Genomic DNA, 20,923 nt, shown 5'->3' on the forward strand with positions numbered 1-20,923 from the left:
GGGAAACATGGCAATACACGTAATACAAAGTCAGCGTATTGATGTTCTGTTGCAAGCCATGCAAAAAACCGTCTTTAAACCGGCCAAAAATGCCTTTCAAGTACTGCAAGCACAGCACTTTATTGTCCCTTCACCTGCGGTTGAGGCTTGGCTAACACAAAAGTTGGCAGAACAGCAGGGCATCAGTGCCAACACACAGTTTCATCATCGTATCCGTGGTTTTCAATGGTCGGCTTATCAGTGGGTTTTGCTCGATCAAAAAGATGAAGTCCGTAAAGCCAATATTCCGCGATTGATTATTAAATGGCGCGTCTTCCAAGCCTTAAAAGAATTTATACAGGCTGAGCTGAATCCTTTAGAGGTTGCTCATCCGTTGTATCCGATCATTCAACGGATCTATGCCAGTGCCGACCGTTTGCAACAAGGCATTGATAAACAGCTCAAAAAACAAAGCATGCTGTATTGGGTGGCGGAGCAGGTTTCACGGCTGTTTAGTTTTTATATGGATTATCGTGGGCATTGCACCAAAGGCTGTCCAGCGCAAAGTTGCCGTTGTCAGACCAATTGGTTACAAGCGTGGGGTAAGAATCAACCGCTTGATTTGGAGCAGATGTTCTTTAAAACCCATCAAGAACTCAGTGCTTTTCAACTCAATCAAGCACATGAGCTAGAGGCTTGGCAACGTTGGCTCTGGCAGGTGGTGTTCCATGCCGACTTTGAACAAATTCAGCGTATTGATACTGCATTCTGGGACTTACTCGATCAAGCAGAGACCCGAGAAGCTGCGCTGAAAAAGTTACCTGCGCAGTTGGTGGTGTTTACTGTTCTAGATTTACCGCCAAAGCAATTGGAGTTTTTGCACCGCTTGGGGCAATACCTTGATATCTTTATTTTTCACTATAACCCATCGCAAGAATACTGGGCGGACAGTGTCGATCCCAACTGGAAAGCGCGTTATGACGCGCGGGTGAAGCAGCGTTTTATTGAAAAAAATCCAAATGCCAATGATGCAGAGATTCAGCAGTTTTTTGATGAGTTTACCCTCAATTTTAATGCAGAAACTCGAGAGTCTCGTCATCCTTTACTGACCCGATTTGGTAAACAGGCACGGGACCATTTCTCTTTACTTTCCAGTCTTTCTTCAGGTGAAGATGGGGTATGGGCCGATATCTTTGTGGATGAATACCCAGAAACTTTACTTGGTAAAATTCAGTCCGATGTCCTGTATTTGGTAGAACCTGAACAGCATCAGTATGTCTTGGCTGAACAAGATGATTCAATTCAGATTCATGTCTGTCATTCCAGCCTCAGACAGCTTGAAGTCCTCAAAGATCAACTGACGCATTGGTTGGCTCAGGGTACGGCTGAAGCACCGCGACGTCCAAGCGATATTTTGGTGTTGACGCCGAGTTTGACTGAGCTAGAGCCGTTTATTCGCAGTGTTTTTGCACCGCCTCCGCATGAGCGTGAGGCTTTGCAAAAGGGTCATCAACTGAGTAAAGACAGTATTTATTTGCCAATTAAGCTGGCAGGTGTGACTCAACTTGATGCTTTAAATGCATGGCGTGCTGTGCTGGGACGGATGGTCTTGGTGCGGGGGCGTTTCAGTATTGAGGACTTTGCCGATTGGCTCAGTTTAAATGCAACGCAGCAACGTTATGGCTTAGACATGAATATGATTGAGCGGATGACTGAGCTGTTGATCAATTCAGGCTTTAAGCGTGGATTGGATGCTGAGCATTTAAAACGTAGTCTGGCCGAAGGGGATGAGGACTATCGTTATAGTCTGAAGTTTGCTTTAGATCGTTTGGCTTTAGGCGTCGCTGTACCAGAACATGTGCTGTTTCATGAGACCTTGAGCTATGCCCAAGTACAGTCGAGTGATTTTGAGCTGATTGGCATTTTGATTGAAATTTATCAGGATTTTAAACACCGTGCCGAGTGGATGATTGCGCATGAAACAGGACAGCGGACGACTGCAGAAACTTGGCTGAATCGTTTGATGGAGGATATTCGCGAGTTTGAAGCTGCGGGTGTCGAGTCTTTGGCTGCAGTGTATAAGATGGTCAAAAAACAAGAACGTATGCTGACTTTGGCAAGTTTCTATGATGAACACGATCATCATGCACTGCGCAGTTTAAGTTTACCTTTGCCTTATGTGTTAGAGGAAATTCAAAAGACCTTAGAAGCGCAATTGGACTATGCCGAACCCACGGGGCAGATCACATTTAGTCAAATTGGTCAGATTCGACCTGTGCCGTATAAGCTGATTGTGATGTTGGGCTTGGACAGTGGCAAGTTTCCTAACCGCAGTGCGCATTTGCCTTTTGACTTGATGGATTTACTGAAGCCACAGCTGGGGGATCGTTCGCGTTTGGAAGACGATCAAGGGGCTTTTCTAGATGCGTTGTTGTTGGCACAAGAGAACGTATGGTTATTTTATAATGGCTTTGATATTAACGATGGTGAAGTCCGTGATCCATCTACAGTGTTGCAAGAACTGATTCAGCATATGGCCTTTATTGTGCAGCCTGACACACAGACCAAGAGTGTCAATGCAACGGTTGATCAGCATGGTGTGACTGTGCCTGCACAGTTGGCATCGCTATATCATGTTCATCCTTTATTGCCTTTTGATCCACGTGGTTTTGAGTCTGAGCACAGTATTCGTTTTCAAGATCAATGGTTTCAGGTCGCGAAACAATTGCAATATGCATCGGGGCAACGTAGCAGTTGGGTCAACACGCCGTATCCAAAATTAGAGCAAGACATTCAAGTTCTTGACAGTCAGCAGTGGATTCAGGACATCACTTTCCCTGCACGGCTGTATCTCAAGACTTTAGGCGTGGAAAATTTAAAACCAGAAGAGATTCCTGCAACGCAAGAACCGTTACTGCTCGATGGTTTAGGACGTTATGCCATTCGCCATTTTTTACAACAACATGAAGCAGAAGCAGATGCCAACCTTCTGATGGATCAACTGCCGATTGGTAAAGTGCAAGATGGGGTCTGGCAAATGAGCGTGCTTGAGCAGCAGCGCTTGCTGACCCGTTTACAACGCTATGCACCTGAGACCACAGCCACGACCCAACAAGTCTGGAAGGTGAATGAACATTTACAGATCAATATTACCTTAGCCAAATACAGTGCTGAAAAATGGGTCAGTCTGGAAGCGTCTAGTGCCAGAGCAAAGCGCCGTGCCAAAGTTTGGTTGGAGTATTTATTGTGGTTGGCTTATGTGAATTTAGGTGAGGGCGGACAGCAATATCAACGCATTGTGGTGTTTAGTGACCGAACCATTTTATGTACTGGTGTGAGTTCAAATCAGGCGCGTGAATGGCTCAAGCCTTGGTTGAAAGCATGGGAGTATGCACAAACTCAGCCCTTGGTTTTACCTGCGGCCTTGCTGTTGAAAATTGCAGAAAAAGATAAAATGCATGAATGGCAACTGAATGATCAGGAACAGATGGTGATTGCGGATATGGATGCCATTTATAAAGTTTGGGAAGAAGATGGTCGCTTTAGTGGTTTTTCAATGACTGAAAATGAAGCCAATAAAGCACACCGCGACTGGCAGTTTATTTTACAAGAGCAGGATGCCAAAGCATTACTTGCCCATGCCTGTGAGCAGTTTTCTTATGAGCTATATCATCCGATTTTTTTGCATCAGCAAAGCCTTGAGGACTAAGTCATGACAGCCCAATCTCAGGCCACTACATCGAACATGTCTTATCAACCCATTGCCGATATGAGCTTTCAGGGCTTGCATTGGATTGAGGCTTCAGCAGGTACAGGCAAGACTTTTACTTTATCCAGTTTAATGGTACGCATTTTTCTCGGAGCCTATTTGCCGAATCAGGTGATTGCAACCACCTTCACCCGTGCTGCCGCCGCGGAGCTGAAAAGTCGCGTTCGAGCACGTTTGATTGAAACCTTACGTTATTTTGAAGGTTGCCAGAGTCTGACCGAGCGAGAAATACAGGTCAAAATATCTGTTGAACAGGATCCACTTTTTATCAAAGTGCTGACAGACTATGCACAGCGGGTTGGTTTCGCTCAAGAGCGTTTGAAGTTAGTGATTGACCAGTTAGATGAGTTATTTGTCGGGACATTGGACAGTTTTAGTCAAAAGCTACTGCGTGAGTTTTCTTTTGAAAGTGGCAAGATTGAGCGTGCGGATATCACCGATGATGCGCAGAGTTATACTCAACAGCTCATTCATGATGTGTTACGCGAGTGGATTCAGGCACAGCCGCAGCCTGTGGTGAATTATTTACTGTTAAAACAAAAATTAAAAACCGAACAGGCTTATGTGCCGATTGTCGAAAATAGTTTGAACTTTGCATCAGCACAGTTTCAACAGGTGGAAAAACCTGCACTTGATTTGACACAATTTGAACAGGCCATTGATCAATTTACTGCGCTGGATGTGACGCAAATTGAAAGCTTGAAGGACTATTATGCCCCTGAGGGGCAGTACCATGCAGTGCTGGGGAAAAAGTGGCGCACCGATGCTTTGATGCAGCGTATTTTATGTCAGGACTTACCTGCTTTTTTGACTGCACTGAAAGAGCAACGGGCTTATGCTTTATTTGCGCCACATTTTGAAAAAACCTTAAAACACCTGACTGACCTTGCGACGAAAAAAGTCTTAAACAAATGTGCTCTAGATGTGTTGGAACAGTTTGAACAGCATTCTGTGTGGCGGCAGGTGCGCAGTTTCTTAGAGGCGTTGGCAGAGCTAGAGCTCAATTTGGATGTGCTGGATGCGTATTTAAAATATTACTTAAGCTCCGAGGTGAAAAAGCGTTTACCGCAAGTGTTGCAGCAAAAGAGTGAAACGACTTTTGCCCAACAAATTCGGACCTTGTCAGAAGCTTTACAGGGCGAGCAGGGCAGGCGCTTTGCCCAGTTTGTACAGGCACGCTATCCACTCATTTTAGTGGATGAGTTTCAAGACACCAACCAAGACCAAGATGACATGCTAGCGCGGATTTGGCGTGATGCACAGCGTTATCATCAAGGCTGTATGATTATGGTCGGTGATCCGAAACAAGCTATTTATGGCTTTCGTGGGGGGGACATGCTGACCTATAACAAGGCACGTTTAGATGTTTTGGCAAAGCAAGGTCGGCAGTATAGTTTGAAATATAATCATCGCTCTGTGCAAAAACTGGTACAGGTGGTGGATGCTTTATTCCAACGCCAACAGGACTTTGGTGAGCAGGTCTATTATCAGCCTGTAGAAGCAGGGACTCGACCCCATCCCGCTTTGGTCGATGCACAGGGTGAAAACCATGTACCGCTGCGTTGGCTGTTACTTGAAGATAAAAAGAATGAAGCTCAACAAGTGGCATGGAAAATCCGTGATTTAATCAACCAAGGCATTCAACAGCAATTGTATGTGGCAGATGATCCGCCACAGTTTATGGGTGCAAATGATATCGCGGTGTTGTCGAAAAACCATGATGGCTTGGACAAAGTTCAGTTTGAACTAGAGCGTTTGGGAATTTTGGTCAACCGTCCGTCTAAACGCAGTGTGTTTGAAAGTCAGGTCGCGAAAGATGTCGGTGCGCTATTGACTGCAATGATGCATCCTTTTGATGAGGCCAAAGTTCGCCGTGCGCTTTTGAGCAGGCTGTTGGCGATTGATTTAAAACAGTTATTGGAACTGGAAAAGCAAGCCAACGGTCTGAGCCAGTTTATGGCGGATTTTGATGATATCCGTGACATGTGGATCAATAAAGGCTTTTTAAGTGCATGGCAGTACGCTTTAAACCTGTTTAATGTGTGGAAAAACTTGGTGGCCTACCAAAGCCGAGACAACGAACGGACTGTGGTCAATCTACGGCATTTGACTGAGTTATTGAGTCAGCATAGTGAGCAGTTTCAAGGCGCGCAGAAACTGTATCATTGGTATCTCAAACAGTTACATTTACCTGCGGAACGTGAGTGGGAGTTGGAACGTAAACTCTCCAATGCCACAGGTGTAGAGTTGATGACCATTCATCAGTCCAAAGGTCTAGAGTTTAAAATTGTGTTCTTGCTGGGTGCTGATAAAGACTTTAAGGAAATGAATAAAACCTTAAACTTTTCAACGCTGGAACAGATCAATCCGAATACAGGTCAGAGCGAGTTACAGCGCATCGTTGCGGTAAATGATGCCAATCTGTTAGATTCCGCCGCGATTGCTCAACACAATGAACGAGCCGAAGCAGAACAGCATCGCTTATGGTACGTTGCACTGACCCGCGCCAGCCATCGCGTATATGCCTTACTGCAAGATCAGGAATATAAATCAAATACGGCATTGGCATTTTGGCGGGGCCAAGCAGGTAATCTGTTTGAGCATCCTGCCAGTGGTGATGAGGTGTTGCTGACTGAAAAGCCGATCCGTATACAGCCAGCGGAGCAGCAAGAGGTGATTCAGTTGCAAGCTTTGGTCTTTCCTGAACAGCGTTTTTATCCACGTTCCAAAACCAGTTTTAGCGCGTTGGCACAGCATTTGAGTCGTAAAGAGGCAATGGATGCCTTGGCGGTTTTGAATGAGAAAGTTGGCAGTGCGGATGATGAGATCAATCATCCTGTACTTGAGGATGTGGAGCTGAGTCAGCCTTTGGTGTGGATTAAACGGCAGTTTCCAATGGGGACGACTGCGGGAACTTTCCTGCACGAAATTTTCGAGCATATTGACTTTCAGGACTCACGTGACTGGGGACTGGAAATTCATCGTCGTTTTAAAAATGATAGCCCCTTATTGTGGCAAGAGTTATTGGGCAAATATCAACAAGAATTTGGGCAGGATGATGAAACTCAATTGGTGCTGTGGATGCAAGAGTGGTTAGCAGATGTGCTCGAAACGCCTTTGCATGCAGGTTTTCAGTTGAAGCAACTCAAAGCCGATGAGCACTTGGCTGAATTTCCTTTTTATTTGTCCTTGTCCGATCATGTGTTGGCGATTAAACGCATACAGGCATTGTTTCAAGAATACGGCATTGATCTGCTCGACTTAAATGAAGCCAACTCTGCTCGTTACCTGACGGGTTCGATTGATTTGGTTTATTTTGATGGTCAGCGTTATCACATTGCCGATTATAAAAGTAATTTTTTAGGGGCAGATCAGCAGAGCTATAGTTATGACGCAATCCAATTGAATATGTCACATGCCAGTTATTGGTTGCAGGCGGGCTTATATTTGGTGGCTTTGCATCGTTATTTAACAGTGAATTTGCTGGACTATGACATTGAAGAACATCTGGGTCAGGCGAGTTATCTCTATTTGAGAGGAATGAATGGGCAGCCCAATCAAGGCGTATTAAGTTGGCATGCTAGCCCAGAGTTTATTTTAAGACTAGATGCCATCTTGGGTTATTTTGCTGAGGATACTTCTACTGAAAATCATGTAGGCAAAACTTCTGAATTAAGTGAAGTTAGTCACCCATAAACAAACAATTAAGCTGTGGATAACTTTGAGGATAACCGTGTGGAAAATGTGTGTAAAGCCACTATTGATCAGGCTGTCGAGATAGATACATGGTTAACGCGTTGGAGTCAGTTTATTCAGCAGTCACCGCTAAGTAAAACAGGCCCCACCGAAGCCCGAAGTGCAGTGATTCAACAGGTCCTTGAAGCCATGCTACGCGGTGAGAGTTGTATCTCGGTTGCAAGTGAAGCCATCACTGTCTTAGATGATCTGATGATAGATGAACAGCAGGCACAGCAACAAAAAGCGCCGTTTGTCTATGATCAGGGGCAATTATATTTGTATCGTTATTGGGCTTTAGAGCAGTCCTTGGCCGAGCAAGTAGCACGGTTAAAACTGCAAAATTTAACGCAAGTGGATCTTTCAGCTTATGCCGATTTACTTGAAGATCCCTATCAAAAACAGGCTTTGGCGATGGTGGCCGAGCAGGCGCTCGCGATCATTACAGGTGGCCCAGGCACAGGGAAAACCTATACCTTGGCGCGGATTATTGCGGTGCTTAAGCAAAGTCTGCCTGATATTCGTATTGCGATGGCTGCACCTACAGGTAAGGCAGCGCAGCGGATGAAAGAAGCGCTGCAAAACTCTTTTCAGGATGAAAAGTTACAAAACCTAGTTACCCCAGATTTGAGGCTTTTAAATCCTGTGACATTGCATCGACTCTTGGGCTTAGGAAACACGCAACAGCCGCGTTTTCATAGCAGACAACCCTTGCCTTATGATGTGATTGTCGTTGATGAAGCCTCCATGTTGGATTTAAATCTGGCACAGATGCTATTTGCAGCCATGCCGAACCAAGCCCGTTTGATTTTATTGGGAGATGCCGATCAGTTGGCTTCGGTCGATGTCGGTTCTGTACTTGCTGATTTACAACACGTTCCTGCTTTGGCTGAGAATAGAGTCAATTTGGTCAATAGTCGCCGTTTCAAATCAGATGCACGGATTGGAAAGTTGGCACAATTTATTCAACAGCAACCGTGTTTTGATTTAAGTAAGCATCCTGCCGAAAAACAGACCGTATTGCACACTTTTCAACAGCAAGTAGTACATGCCACGACTTTGAAAGTGGTTGAGTTGGATCAGGTCAAGGTTGATTGTCTACAATTCGAATTTTTGCCTGAGCAAGCTTTATCTGCAGAGCAGTTACAACATTATTATGATCTGTTGATGCTCGGCTTTCAGGGCTATATCGAAGCTTTAAAGCAATATCAGCAAAATCCTAATGAGTCTCTCGTATCCAAAGTGGTTCAATGTTTTGATGATTATCGAATTCTTGCTGCGATACGTCATGGGCATTTCGGCTTAAAACAGCTGAATTTGCAAATCGAGCAACGTTTATTGGAACAATCAAAACAAATCAAACAAGGCGAATGGTACTTGGGTCGTCCAGTGATGATGACCTATAACGACTATCAACTGGGCTTGTCGAACGGAGACATTGGCCTGTGCTTAGAGCGTATTCAACAAGGTAAGTTACAGTTTGAGGTCTATTTCCCCAGTCTGGATAAATGGGTTATGGCGACACGATTACCCAAAAATATAGAAACAGCTTTTGCGCTGACCATTCACAAATCGCAAGGCTCTGAGTTTACCCATACTGCGGTGGTTTTAGATCAGCAGGCTGAAAAATTACTCAGTAAAGAGTTGATTTATACTGCAATTACACGTGCGAAAAAAGTAGTGAGCGTACTAGCGAATAGTGATGCATTTGTGCACTCAATCGTGACACGAACGACACGGCAGAGTGGTCTATCAAGAAAAATTAACCAACAAATTCAATTGTGAAGTTTTAATAAATAAACAAGGGCTTTGTACGAAATGGCTTACATTGATTCAGGAGATTTGCGCATAGAGCTTTACTGAGGTTTTTGAGAAGATGGCTTCACATAAAGAGCTCAACACGGAATGTTGAGTATAATCGCAAAAAGATAATAATAACGTCAGTAGACAGCGAACTTACAGTGAAGTAAGTGAAAGAGGAAACTTACAGCCGCTAAGCCTTGTAGTTTTGGGAGAGACTACAAGGCTTTTTTATGTCTGCTGGATTGGCAGATTGTGACAAAAATTGTTTATTCATTTATCCAGAGAGATTTGACCCATCATTGCAACTGAGAAAAATATTGTGCGTACTTGTGTGAGTATATGTTTTTTAAAGGAGATAGGGGAAGAGCTTGAAAAGATAGTTTTTTGATCTAATATTTTGTTTTTAATATTTATTTAAATTTATAAGTGGATTTTTCCTCTACATGTTTTGAATAAATATGGATGAATTGAGGATTTTTTGTAAGCAATCGCTTACATAGAGATGCGAAAAATACGACTTCTTTCTCATGTGGTATGTGGCAAAATATGTCACATAAGGACGTGATTGATTAAACATGGAATGTTTAATAAAAAACGCGGAAAAGCGCATAATTATAATGATAAACAAAACAACAAGAACAAAAATAGAAGAAACTACAGCGCAAAAAAGCCCAAGTTCTACTTGGGCTTTTTTTTATATTTAAATGAAATCTTTTTCTGTCTGATCTGTAGCAAACAATAAGCGACGCTGACTCTTTAAAATTTTTGGACAATGCTTTGAGATCTGATAAAGCATTTTTGCTAAAGCGGGTAAGTGAGTCCCGACGACTGATTTGCCTGTCGTTAACAGTGACACGCTAATATCACGCTCTGGGTCGGCCCAGCAAAGAATATTGGAAAAGCCTAAATGTCCAAAGGCTTGTCCCGTCATGGGTCCAAATAACCCAATAGGATTACTGCCTAACATTGGGCCTAAGGCATAACGCATCGGGACTAATAATGTCCGATCTAAACTGACTCCTGATGTAGCCAATGTCGAGCGTAATACAGTTTGGCTACTCATGATTTGTTTGCCTTGGTATTCACCACCACTCAAGAGCATTTCAAAGAAACGACCAGCTTGTTCAGCACTGGTATAAATGTTGCCCGCGGGGCAAATCGTGTCCATAAAACGGCTGTCATTGGTGATATCGACAGCGAGCTGTAGACCACCACCAAGGACGCGACCAAGATAATGATCTGTGCCTAAACTGGGATGTAGACCTGTGGCATAGTTTAAAGCGACATCTGCTCGATACTCAGGTTTTAAACCATAGTTGAAATAATCTAGTCCCATAGGCTTTTCGATATTTTGGGCTAGAAATTCGCGAGCCGTCTGACCTGTGACCCGCTCGATAATTTCTCCTAAAATATAGCCAGCGGTAACTGCATGATAAGCCAAGTGTGTGCCTGAAGCTGAAACAGGTCGTGCGGCATAAAGCTGTTCTAAAATTTGATGTTTATCAAATAGCAGTTCGGGTGTGACTTGACTGTCTATACGAGGAATGCCACCACGATGTGCCAGCAAATGAAAAATGGTAGCACGCTGTTTGCCATTTACCGCATATTCAGGGATATAGTGGCTAATCGGATCCAGTAAATTAAGTTGGCCCTGTTCATTCAACAGATGAATCAACATGGCTGTGACGATTTTAGAGGCAGAAAATAAGCAAACTGGTGTATCGGGTGTGCCAATTTTTGCATCTGCCGCTAAACCATCGGGTGAGTTGCCTTGGGCATAACCGATGCTACGATTTAACAATATTTGTCCCTGACGACGTAAGCAGAGGCTGATAAAAGGGTAGTTTCCTGTTTTATATAGGGACTCTACACTGGCCCAAATGCTTTGAATTTGTACGTCATTCATGCCACCCAAAGTAGCAGAGACCTCATCCTTAGAACGAATCACGTGGTTGAGGTCTTGGGGGAACATAACAGGTATTGGCGGATAAAAATTTCACAAATTTCTCACTATTCTTTGTTTTTTATTTGACTTGAGTCTGCGATTGAAAATTCTCATTGTCACTAGTGTGCATGATTTGTACAAAGCAGTCAGTTGCTGAATTGACTGTGAACTTAAAACATTTTTGCAATATAGCGCCATATCCCTTAAAATATCGAACTTGCTGTAGTGATGCACGGCAGTCAAATTGGTTTTGAAGAATCAATTTGATTTGTATCAAATGTAACTTATAAGCATCTCGGAGAAATCGAATGGCTTTAACAAACGCAGATCGCGCAGAGATCATTGCTAAATTTGCTCGCGCTGAAAACGACACTGGTTCACCAGAGGTTCAAGTAGCTCTTTTAACTGCTCAAATCAATGACTTACAAGGTCACTTCAAAGAGCACAAACACGACCACCATAGCCGTCGCGGTTTAATCCGTATGGTTAACCAACGTCGTAAGCTTCTTGACTACCTTAAAGGTAAAGACGCTACTCGTTACAGCGACTTGATTGCTGCTTTAGGTTTACGTCGTTAATTCGATTAAACTTTTATTTTCGGGCTATCGCATCTTGAATGCTTTATCGCTGAAAAAGAAAGTCTACCTCGCTTTCGCGAGGTAATGGGGAAGGGGCGAATGTTTCGCTCCTTCTTTGTGTCTTAAAATCATGTTTTTAATTTCTGGTGAGGTCGGCTTCTAAGCTTTGTCATTTCCACCGTTACTTGAAAAAAGTAATGTGAATGCCAAACCTTAGGGGTCTCCACTAGATAAATAACTGTTCAAAAGAACTAGGAAAAAACAATACATGTCTATGTTTAATATTATTCGTAAAGAATTCCAATATGGTCAACACACGGTTGTTTTAGAAACAGGTCGTGTTGCTCGTCAAGCAAACACTGTAGTGATCACGATGGGTGGTGTACAGGTTCTTGTTGCAATCGTTGCTCAACCAAAAGCAAAAGCAGGTCAAGACTTCTTCCCATTGACTGTTAACTACCAAGAAAAACAATATGCTGCAGGTCGTATCCCAGGTGGTTATGGCAAGCGTGAAGGTCGTCAGTCTGAAGCTGAAACTTTAATTTCACGTCTTATTGACCGTCCAATCCGTCCATTGTTCCCAGAAGGTTTCTACAACGAAATCCAAGTAACAGCGACTGTTATTTCTTCGGACAAAACCATGGAAGGCGATATCGCTGCAATGTTGGGTGCTTCAGCTGCGATGTCTATTGCTGGTGTTCCATTTGCAGGCCCAATCGCAGGCGCACGTGTTGGTTTAATCAACGGTGAATACATCCTTAACCCAACTTTAGAACAGCTTAAAGAATCTGATCTTGACCTTGTGGTTGCAGGTACTGAAGCTGCTGTATTGATGGTTGAATCTGAAGCGAAAGAGCTTTCTGAAGACCAAATGTTAGGCGCTGTACTTTTCGGTCATGACGAAATGCAAATTGCAATTCAAGCAATTAAAGAGTTTGCTGCAGCTGCGGGCGCAGTTGAATCTACTTGGGTTGCGCCAGTTAAAAACGAAGAACTTCTTGGTAAATTGAAAGAAGCATTCGAAGCGAAAATCTCTGAAGCATACACAATTGCTGTTAAGCAAGACCGTTATGCAGCATTAGATGCGCTTCACGCTGAAGCTGTTGCTCAGTTTGTTCCTGAAGAAGATGAAACTGGTATTGCTACTGAAGTTGACGAATTATTTGAAGACTTAAAATACCGCACAGTACGTGACAACATCTTGTCTGGTAAGCCACGTATTGATGGTCGTGACACGAAAACTGTACGTGCAATTGACGTTCAAGTTGGCGTGTTAGATCGTGCTCACGGTTCTGCATTGTTCACACGTGGTGAAACTCAGGCATTGGTAACCACGACTTTAGGTAATACACGTGATGCGTTGATGGTTGATACCCTTGCAGGAACTAAAACTGACAACTTCATGTTGCACTACAACTTCCCTGCATACTCTGTCGGTGAAACTGGTCGTGAATCTGGTCCTAAGCGTCGTGAAATTGGTCACGGTCGTTTGGCGCGTCGTGGTGTTCAAGCTGTTCTTCCTGCGGCTGACCGCTTCCCGTACGTGATTCGTATTGTATCGGATATTACTGAATCAAACGGTTCATCTTCTATGGCTTCTGTATGTGGTGCTTCATTATCACTCATGGATGCAGGTGTTCCATTGAAAGCACCAGTTGCAGGTATTGCAATGGGCCTAGTCAAAGAAGGCGAGCGCTTCGCAGTTCTTTCTGACATTTTAGGTGATGAAGATCACTTAGGTGACATGGACTTTAAAGTAGCAGGTTCTGCAAACGGTATTACTGCACTTCAGATGGATATCAAGATCGAAGGTATCACTGAAGAGATCATGGAAGTTGCATTGAACCAAGCGTATGCGGGTCGTATGCACATCCTCAATGAAATGAACCAAGTGATTTCACGTGCGCGTCCTGAAATTTCAATGCATGCGCCGACATTCCAAGTCATCAACATCAACCCTGACAAGATTCGTGACGTGATTGGTAAAGGTGGTGCAACCATCCGTGCCATTACAGAAGAAACCAAGGCAGCGATTGATATCGAAGACAATGGTACAGTACGTGTATTTGGTGAAACTAAAGCAGCCGCTTCTGCTGCTGTTGCAAAAATCCAAGCACTGACTGCTGAGATTGAACCAGGTACAATTTACACTGGTAAAGTTATTCGTATCGTTGAATTCGGTGCCTTTGTTAACATTCTTCCAGGTACTGATGGTCTACTTCATATTTCACAAATCTCAAACGAGCGCATTGCGAACGTGGCAGACGTGTTGAAAGAAGGTCAAGAAATTAAGGTACAAGTTGCGGACGTAGACAACCGTGGTCGTATCAAATTGACGATGAAAGACATCGAACAAGTTTAAGTTCTGACAATTCACAGAGTATGTTCTATGTGAGTTGAGTGATATTGAAAAGCCCTGAGCTTTGTCAAATTAAACTTTGGCTTGCTCAGGGCTTTTTTTATGGCATCATGCTGGCTAAGACAGACAATAATAAATGAGATATGCAAAGCTATTATTTCTATCAACATCCTACTGCACAGCATACCTATGTGCAGAAACAACCGATTGCAGAGCAGGAAGCCGAATTTATCTGGGTGGAGTGTAGCCGTGAAGACGTAGTAAATCGCGCTGAACATTGGCAACAAGACATTTACGCGGCAACAGGGATATGGGTAAATGAATACCACCTACGTGATATTTTAAATTTAGAACATCCTTGTGCATTCGACACGTTGGAAGACTATGATTTATTGATCTTCCGAAAGCTGATTACACCTGATGACCAAATCAAGATTGATGCACAGGCTGTTGAAAAGCATGAGCGCGTATTTGGTTTGGCGACGACACCCATTAGTTTTATGCTCACGCCACAAGTTTTGATTACAGTTAGAGAGCAGGGCAATAAAGAAGTTGAAAGTTATATTCAACGGATTGAAACTGTTTTGGGGCGTCCGATTGAAGAACATAATAAGCCACGAAAACTCCCATCGACTCCATTAGATTTAGCACTGCGTTTATTAAACCATATGGTCGATGGTTATTTGGACTTGCGAGTTCCGCTCACGCGGCGGGTCGAGTTCTGGCAGCAGGAGCTTTTGCAAGGGCATCGTCGTTTTACCAGATGGCATCAATTATTGCAGGAAAATATGGCTTTTCAGCAGGTAGAAAATTTGTGTGAAGAACAGATCGAAACTTTGCAGGAATTGCGCGATGAAATTGTGGATAATTATTCGCACTTGAAAGGGAAAAAGCGCAGTGAAAAACAAGACATCATGTTGGTGCGTGTGGACGATTTGACCAGTCATATTGAACGTATTCAAAAGCACACGATTCGTTTGAGAAGTGCGGTACAGGCCGCTATTGATCTGCATTTCTCAGCGATTGCTAATCAAACCAATGAAAACATGCGTATTTTGGCGATTATCACTGCTATTTTTGCACCACTGACCTTGTTGACTGGGGTATATGGAATGAATTTTGAGTTTATTCCTGGGCTGAAGTCACCTACAGGGTTTTGGATTATGCTCGGCATTATGCTTATGACCACCATGACGTTGCTTTATTATTTCTATCGACGGCATTTGGTCGGTCGCGGGGAAAAGAGTGTTATTGATATGCTGGCTCAACAACATGCGGATCAACATATGAACCTGTTTTGGTTTATGGATTATGAGCCGATTAAACAAACCGTGAAAGGCACGATTAAAGATTTAGAGAAAATCACCAAATTAAAATAATTGGGTGATTTTCTGTATCGACAGTTAAAGCGAATGCACTTTAACCTGACGCTCTTGAGGCAAACGCTATCCTTGTTCAATTTATTAGTCGGATATGTGGGCGTTGCAGAGCATTTAAATTTAAGAAGTTTTGAGTTGAGCTCCTTTTAAAATGCGATAAAGCTGATCTTTGATGAACAGTTTTTTGCGTTTGAGGGGCTCAATCTCTCCACGATGAATCCGAACAGGATCTTGTTCGAGTAAACAAATTTCCTTGTCCAGCGCTTCATGGTCATCAAACATTTTAGAAAAATGCGGATTGTCTTCTCTAAGCTGTTGAATCATGTCTCGGTATTCAGGAAACATGTGCTTGGTCTTTTTATTACAAACTTTAAGTTTCATGGTTGCCGTCAAATCCTCTTTTAGCATAAAAAAAAGAAAGAAAGGCATGCGCCAATCTTTCTTTATAGAACTAGTGCTGAGTTGGTTTAACTGGGTCGGTGAGGTGTAAGTGTTTCACTTCACGACGGAGTTTTTGAACCTCATCAATTAAATCCAGCATCATTGCAACAGCAGTAAAGCTGGCATCAAAGTCACGTTGTAAGCGATAGGCTCGCCGTGCACGTGAGACATCATCACCAAAAAACTGGTGAATACGGTTATCGGGTCGGTTAGGCAGAATGTCATATTCCAACAGCTGTAAAACCCACTCAGGACTTTGTCCGCAAGCTTCAGCAAAATGCTTTAAATCAAAGCTATGTTGTTCATCAACAATTTCAGCGTGTCGACATCCGTCTAAAATAATTTCACGATAATGAATAGTCGTCATAATTTTCTCCTTAAGACTGACGCGGCTTGAAGTGAGGAAAGGCTTCAGCAAAGGCTTGGTAAGCCTGTTGCTCTTGCTCACTTTGCGCAGGAGGTTGAACAATATTTAAAATTAAATATAAATGCCCAGCGGTTTTGGCTGGAATCCCCTGATCTTTTAAACGTAGTTGTTGCCCATTTTTCGCGTTTTTAGGAATTTGGATTTGTAGTGTGCGGCCATTTGGCAGGGTGGCAGTTGTGCTCAGTCCTAAAGCGGCTTCCCACGGGCTAATGTTGAATTGGTGATAGACGTCGACCCCTTCAACACGTGTGGTGTCTGTGTCTTTGTAGTAAATTTCGATATAGAGGTCGCCATTTTCACCCCCCTGAATACCCGACTGTCCTTGACCACTTAAACGAATCTGTTGTCCTTCTTTCATGCCTTTGGGAATTTTAACTTCCAGCGTTTTACGCTGAATTTCGGCCTCGCCATAAGCATTTAAAGTAGGGATCTGTAAGGTAATGGTTTGGGTGGTGCCGTGGAAGCCTACATCCAAATCTACATCTAAGCGTGCATGTTGGTCTTCACCTTTATGGGGTGTGCGATTTTGGCGTTGATATTGATAATTTGATCCACCAAAGCCTGATCCAAAACGACCAAATAAGTCTTCAAAGCCCGAAAAATCATGTGCCTGTTGACCACCCTGTGCATTCCGAAAGGCACCCTCAAAGCCACCAAAGCCTGTATTTTGATTAAATTGGTGAGCACCTTGCGGATGGTCAAGCTCAAAGTCGTATTCCGCTTTTTTTGTTTCATCACTCAAGGTGTCATAAGCTACGTTGAGTTCTTGCATACGTGTTTCAGCATCGGCTTCTTTGCTGACATCAGGATGGTACTTACGCGCCAATTTACGGTAGGCTTTTTTAATTTGATCGGCTGTCGCATCTCGCGTTAAACCGAGTATTTCATAATGGTTCTTCGGCATAAGTAAGAATTTATAAATTGATTAAGTTTTAATCATTATTCAGCCTTTTAGTCGATTTCTACAGTAAAGATATGTTCCTTATTGTTTCAAAACATGACAAGAAAAAAGCCCTCAATGAAAGGGGCTTTGATTGATGAGGGATACTTAATATTTGACCCAGATGATGTTGCGTCCACCGCCATTTTCGGTCGAAGTTCCTCGAATCCGTAAGTGCTTACCATTATTACTGAGTCGTGCCTGAGCGTCATAGCGTAAACCTGAGAGCGGGTCGAGCAGTTGACCTTGAATATACGTGTTGCTTTGCGTCTCATCTGCTTTGAGATGGCTTAAAGTCGTCATCCCGATGATCGGCTGGTTTTTATTCACACCATCACATTTTGTGCAATTTTCTATTTTGGTTGCTCCTGGAATTTCACGTGTACTTAGGATGATAGCTCTATAGAGATTATTTTTATCTTTTTGAATTTCAACATCTGCAAGCGAGTAGCCCGTCTTATCATCAATAGTTTTCCATTTTCCAAGCAATGGGTCGGACGCTGCAAAACAGGAGAAAGCCAAGCTACTGGTGAGTGCCAAAAGATAAACAGACCGTTTCATAACAACCAAGCCCCGAGGAAAAATAAATATAAAAAAAGGCATAAAAAAATTATGGTTTTATTTATAACGAAATTTAAATGGAATGACCAGTAAAATATCTATGAATAAGAGTGATGGTTTATGTGAAAAATATGACTTTTATGAAACTTAAGACATAAAAAAGAGCAGCGATGCTACTCTTTTTTATGTCTAGGAGAAAGACTTAGCTTAAGTGCTCACCAAACAAGCCGAGCGCTTCTTCTGCACTAAAGCTGTATTGTGTGTTACAGAACTGACAGTCCATGGTAATGGGGTTCTGATGATCTAGTGTTTCACGTACAGCTTCTACACCAATTTGCTCAAGCGCATGAGCACAACGTTCTTTTGAGCAGGTACAACCGAATTTCAATGCTTCAACTTCGGGTAAACGAACGTCTTCTTCGTTATAAAGACGGTAAAGAATTTCGCTGGTGTCTAACTCAGTCAACTCTTCTGCTTTAAGTGTCTCCGTCAACATGGTCAGACGTGGCCAAAGGTCTTGGTCAACACGTTCTTGTTCTTCTTCACTATTTCGCGGTAACAGTTGAATGAGTAATCCGCCTGAACGCTGAGCTGAGCTGGCTAAGACGATACGTGTTGGAATTTGTGCAGATAGGTCATAATATTGCATTAAGCAACCTGCAAGATTTGGCTTATCTAAAGCCACAATTCCTTGATAGCGTTCACCAAACTCAGGTTCAATATTAATAAACAGCACTGGGCTGACGAGTGTGCTCAACACGGTACTGCTACTTTCAGCGCTGTTAAAACGTGGGTCAGCTTCATAATCCGCCAAAGCACGTACTTCACCGAGGTGATTGCATTCCGCCATAGCCCATTTAAAGCTACCTGACGCCTGAATTTGTAAACTAATACGGCCTTTAATTTTTAGGGTGCTGGCAAGCAATGCCGTGGCACTGAGCATTTCGCCTAACAGTATTTGGATTGCTGGGGCATAATCACGCTGTGCCAAGATGGTTTGTAGGGTTTCTTCAAGATGAACCACTTCACCACGAACAGGACTATCTTCAATATAAAAGCGTTGACGCAAATCAGACATAAATTTCTCCAATATCCTGTCTTAATGGTGACGATATTGTAAAACACAAGTCATTTTACTTCATCCCGTGTCACATCTATTCGGTCATGTTGTAACTCACGCTGTAGGTCAACCCCCACAGGGCTTTGGCGCAATTGGGTATCACTTTCAAACAGATGTTCTAATTCGGCTAAAGCGTTACGATGTGTTTCATACACTTTCTGCTCATCGTTATAAATGCTTTGCTGCTGTGCGAGCAGTTTTTCATCATAATCGCGGAATAATTCGATGCTCTTATAAGCATCAGCTTCAGCAATTCCGAGATTGCGCAGCGCAAAATAAGCCATCCCCAAGGATGATAAATAGGTTTCACGCCAAATATGTTCGACCCCTAGATCACGCAGCAAGTGCACATGATGTCGGTCTCGTGCCCGCACCAGTAAGTTTAGGTCAGGGTAGTTGAGTCGAATATGGCGTGCCACATTCATTGAGTCCTCAATATCATCAATGGCTAACACAAAAACTTTGGCATGTTCGATCCCTGCGGCACGCAGGATATCGGGTTGAGTGGCATCTCCATAGTAGAGTTTACCACCGTAGTTTCTGACAAAATCAACCTTGTCGATATTGCTATCAATGGCTGTAAAAGTCTGGTGTTGTAAGTGCACCAGTCGCGCTACAATTTGTCCAACACGCCCGAAACCCGCAATAATCATTGGGTTGTGTTGATCGGGAATGTCGTCATAGACGGGAGTAGTTTCTTTTTCAAATAGCGGTACCACCCAAGAACTCATTAGCCAGTATAGAATAGGCGTCAGAATCATCGACAAGGTCACGATCAGGTTGATCGGCTCTAAAATGGCCTGTGTAATCACATGTTCATTCATGGCCACATTGAGCACTACAAAAGCAAATTCACCGCCTTGTGCCAAACAGGTTGCCAGCATCAAACTGTTGCGCCATGAAAACTCGAAGTAGCGAGCTATGGCCGTTAATGCCAGCAGTTTGACCAACATCAGCAATAACGCACCGCCAATAATCAGACTTGGGGTTTCCCACAGGAGCGAAACTTGGGTACTCATCCCGACGGTCATGAAAAACAGACCGAGAAGTAGACCTTTAAATGGTGCAATACTGGCTTCCAGTTCATGACGGAATTCAGAGTCAGCAAGTAACACTCCCGTTAAAAATGCGCCCAAGGTGGTACTGATACCTAAGACATCCATCAGCGCGACCACGCCTAAGACAATAAATAAGCCGACTGCGGTAATCAGTTCATGCGCGCCACTTTTGGCCACAAAGCGAAAAAATGGACGCATGAGATAACGACTAAATAAGAATAAGCCTGTAAAGGTAGCAACAATAGCGGCAAAGTAGGCAATGCCATGATGGGTTGAGCTTGTTCCCGCAAGAAGGGGAATAACTGCAATTAGCGGAATTGCAGCAATATCTTGAAAGAGTAAAATGGAAAAGGACTGTTGACCAAACGTGGTGTTGAGTTGTTGTTTTTCACTCAGAAGTTGCAGAACGAAGGCTGTCGAGGAAAGAGCGAGGGCAAAACCAATCACAACACTGGCTGCAATCTGTTGTTGCAAGGCAAAAAAGACGATACAAGCGAGTAGAATTCCGCAGACAGCGACTTGTAAGCTCCCCATCACGAATATGGATTTACGCATTTCCCATAAACGTTGTGGTCGGAGTTCCAGTCCAATAATGAACATCAAGAAAATCACACCGTATTCAGCGAGTTTATGAATATCCTCAGGGTCATGGACGACATTTAAAACACTGGGGCCAAGTAAAATACCTGTAAATAAATAGCCGAGTACGGTGGCAATCCCGAGCCGTTTGGCCAGCGGAACGATCATCAGTGCCGCAGCCAAAAAGAGGGTGATTTGAAGCAGTAGAGACATTGCCCTGTCCTAAATTTTTTTCTTTATGTTTAAAGTT

General features: G+C 43.3%; 12 protein-coding genes and 1 pseudogene. 6 read left to right on the forward strand and 7 right to left on the reverse strand.

The features are described from left to right. Positions 1-7: 7 nt before the first annotated feature. The 3 genes from GBI16_RS02345 to recD are packed head-to-tail and all read left to right on the forward strand — an operon-like array spanning position 8 to position 9,268. Positions 8-3,688 (forward strand): exodeoxyribonuclease V subunit gamma, encoded by a 3,681-nt coding sequence (locus tag GBI16_RS02345; RefSeq protein WP_151706440.1) that lies wholly within the window; start codon positions 8-10, stop codon positions 3,686-3,688. Positions 3,689-3,691: 3 nt separating this feature from the next. Then, positions 3,692-7,444, forward strand: coding sequence for a UvrD-helicase domain-containing protein (locus tag GBI16_RS02350; RefSeq protein ID WP_151706441.1), 3,753 nt, complete (start codon positions 3,692-3,694; stop codon positions 7,442-7,444). Between the two features lie 39 nt (positions 7,445-7,483). Continuing rightward, on the forward strand, positions 7,484-9,268 hold the full coding sequence (recD, locus tag GBI16_RS02355) for an exodeoxyribonuclease V subunit alpha (RefSeq protein ID WP_151706459.1): 1,785 nt from the start codon (positions 7,484-7,486) through the stop codon (positions 9,266-9,268). 718 nt (positions 9,269-9,986) lie between these two features. Here the strand turns inward: recD and GBI16_RS02360 are convergent. Further along, a pseudogene (locus tag GBI16_RS02360) lies at positions 9,987-11,286 on the reverse strand (serine hydrolase domain-containing protein). Positions 11,287-11,539: 253 nt separating this feature from the next. Here GBI16_RS02360 and rpsO point away from each other — a divergent pair. From rpsO to GBI16_RS02375, 3 genes are all read left to right on the forward strand, one after another. Continuing rightward, positions 11,540-11,809 (forward strand): 30S ribosomal protein S15, encoded by a 270-nt coding sequence (gene rpsO, locus GBI16_RS02365; RefSeq protein WP_004692669.1) that lies wholly within the window; start codon positions 11,540-11,542, stop codon positions 11,807-11,809. Positions 11,810-12,083: 274 nt separating this feature from the next. Next, positions 12,084-14,171: a polyribonucleotide nucleotidyltransferase gene (pnp, locus tag GBI16_RS02370; RefSeq protein WP_171264465.1), complete on the forward strand. Its 2,088-nt coding sequence runs from the start codon at positions 12,084-12,086 to the stop codon at positions 14,169-14,171. Positions 14,172-14,311: 140 nt separating this feature from the next. Further along, the gene (locus tag GBI16_RS02375; RefSeq protein WP_119064125.1) at positions 14,312-15,547 is read left to right on the forward strand and encodes a magnesium transporter CorA family protein; all 1,236 of its coding nucleotides are present in this window, start codon (positions 14,312-14,314) and stop codon (positions 15,545-15,547) included. Between the two features lie 120 nt (positions 15,548-15,667). On the opposite strand, the gene GBI16_RS02380 is transcribed toward GBI16_RS02375, so the two are convergent. The 6 genes from GBI16_RS02380 to GBI16_RS02405 all read right to left on the reverse strand — a co-directional run bounded on the left by GBI16_RS02380 (position 15,668) and on the right by GBI16_RS02405 (position 20,886). Continuing rightward, on the reverse strand, positions 15,668-15,928 hold the full coding sequence (locus GBI16_RS02380) for a YdcH family protein (RefSeq protein ID WP_086209810.1): 261 nt from the start codon (positions 15,926-15,928) through the stop codon (positions 15,668-15,670). Positions 15,929-15,998: 70 nt separating this feature from the next. Then, a complete protein-coding gene (locus GBI16_RS02385) occupies positions 15,999-16,355 on the reverse strand; it encodes a chaperone modulator CbpM (RefSeq protein WP_086209667.1) in 357 nt (118 codons plus the stop codon). Positions 16,356-16,365: 10 nt separating this feature from the next. Next, complete coding sequence (locus GBI16_RS02390) at positions 16,366-17,319, reverse strand: DnaJ C-terminal domain-containing protein (protein WP_086209666.1); 954 nt, start codon at positions 17,317-17,319, stop codon at positions 16,366-16,368. A 144-nt stretch (positions 17,320-17,463) separates the two neighbouring features. Continuing rightward, positions 17,464-17,916 (reverse strand): DUF2147 domain-containing protein, encoded by a 453-nt coding sequence (locus GBI16_RS02395; protein WP_151706442.1) that lies wholly within the window; start codon positions 17,914-17,916, stop codon positions 17,464-17,466. Positions 17,917-18,118: 202 nt separating this feature from the next. Beyond that, complete coding sequence (locus tag GBI16_RS02400) at positions 18,119-18,994, reverse strand: Hsp33 family molecular chaperone HslO (protein WP_151706443.1); 876 nt, start codon at positions 18,992-18,994, stop codon at positions 18,119-18,121. Between the two features lie 50 nt (positions 18,995-19,044). Beyond that, the gene (locus tag GBI16_RS02405) at positions 19,045-20,886 is read right to left on the reverse strand and encodes a monovalent cation:proton antiporter-2 (CPA2) family protein (RefSeq protein WP_151706444.1); all 1,842 of its coding nucleotides are present in this window, start codon (positions 20,884-20,886) and stop codon (positions 19,045-19,047) included. Positions 20,887-20,923 lie beyond the last annotated feature (37 nt).

This window comes from Acinetobacter sp. TUM15064, from assembly GCF_008980265.1.
Classification (GTDB): Bacteria; Pseudomonadota; Gammaproteobacteria; order Pseudomonadales; family Moraxellaceae; genus Acinetobacter.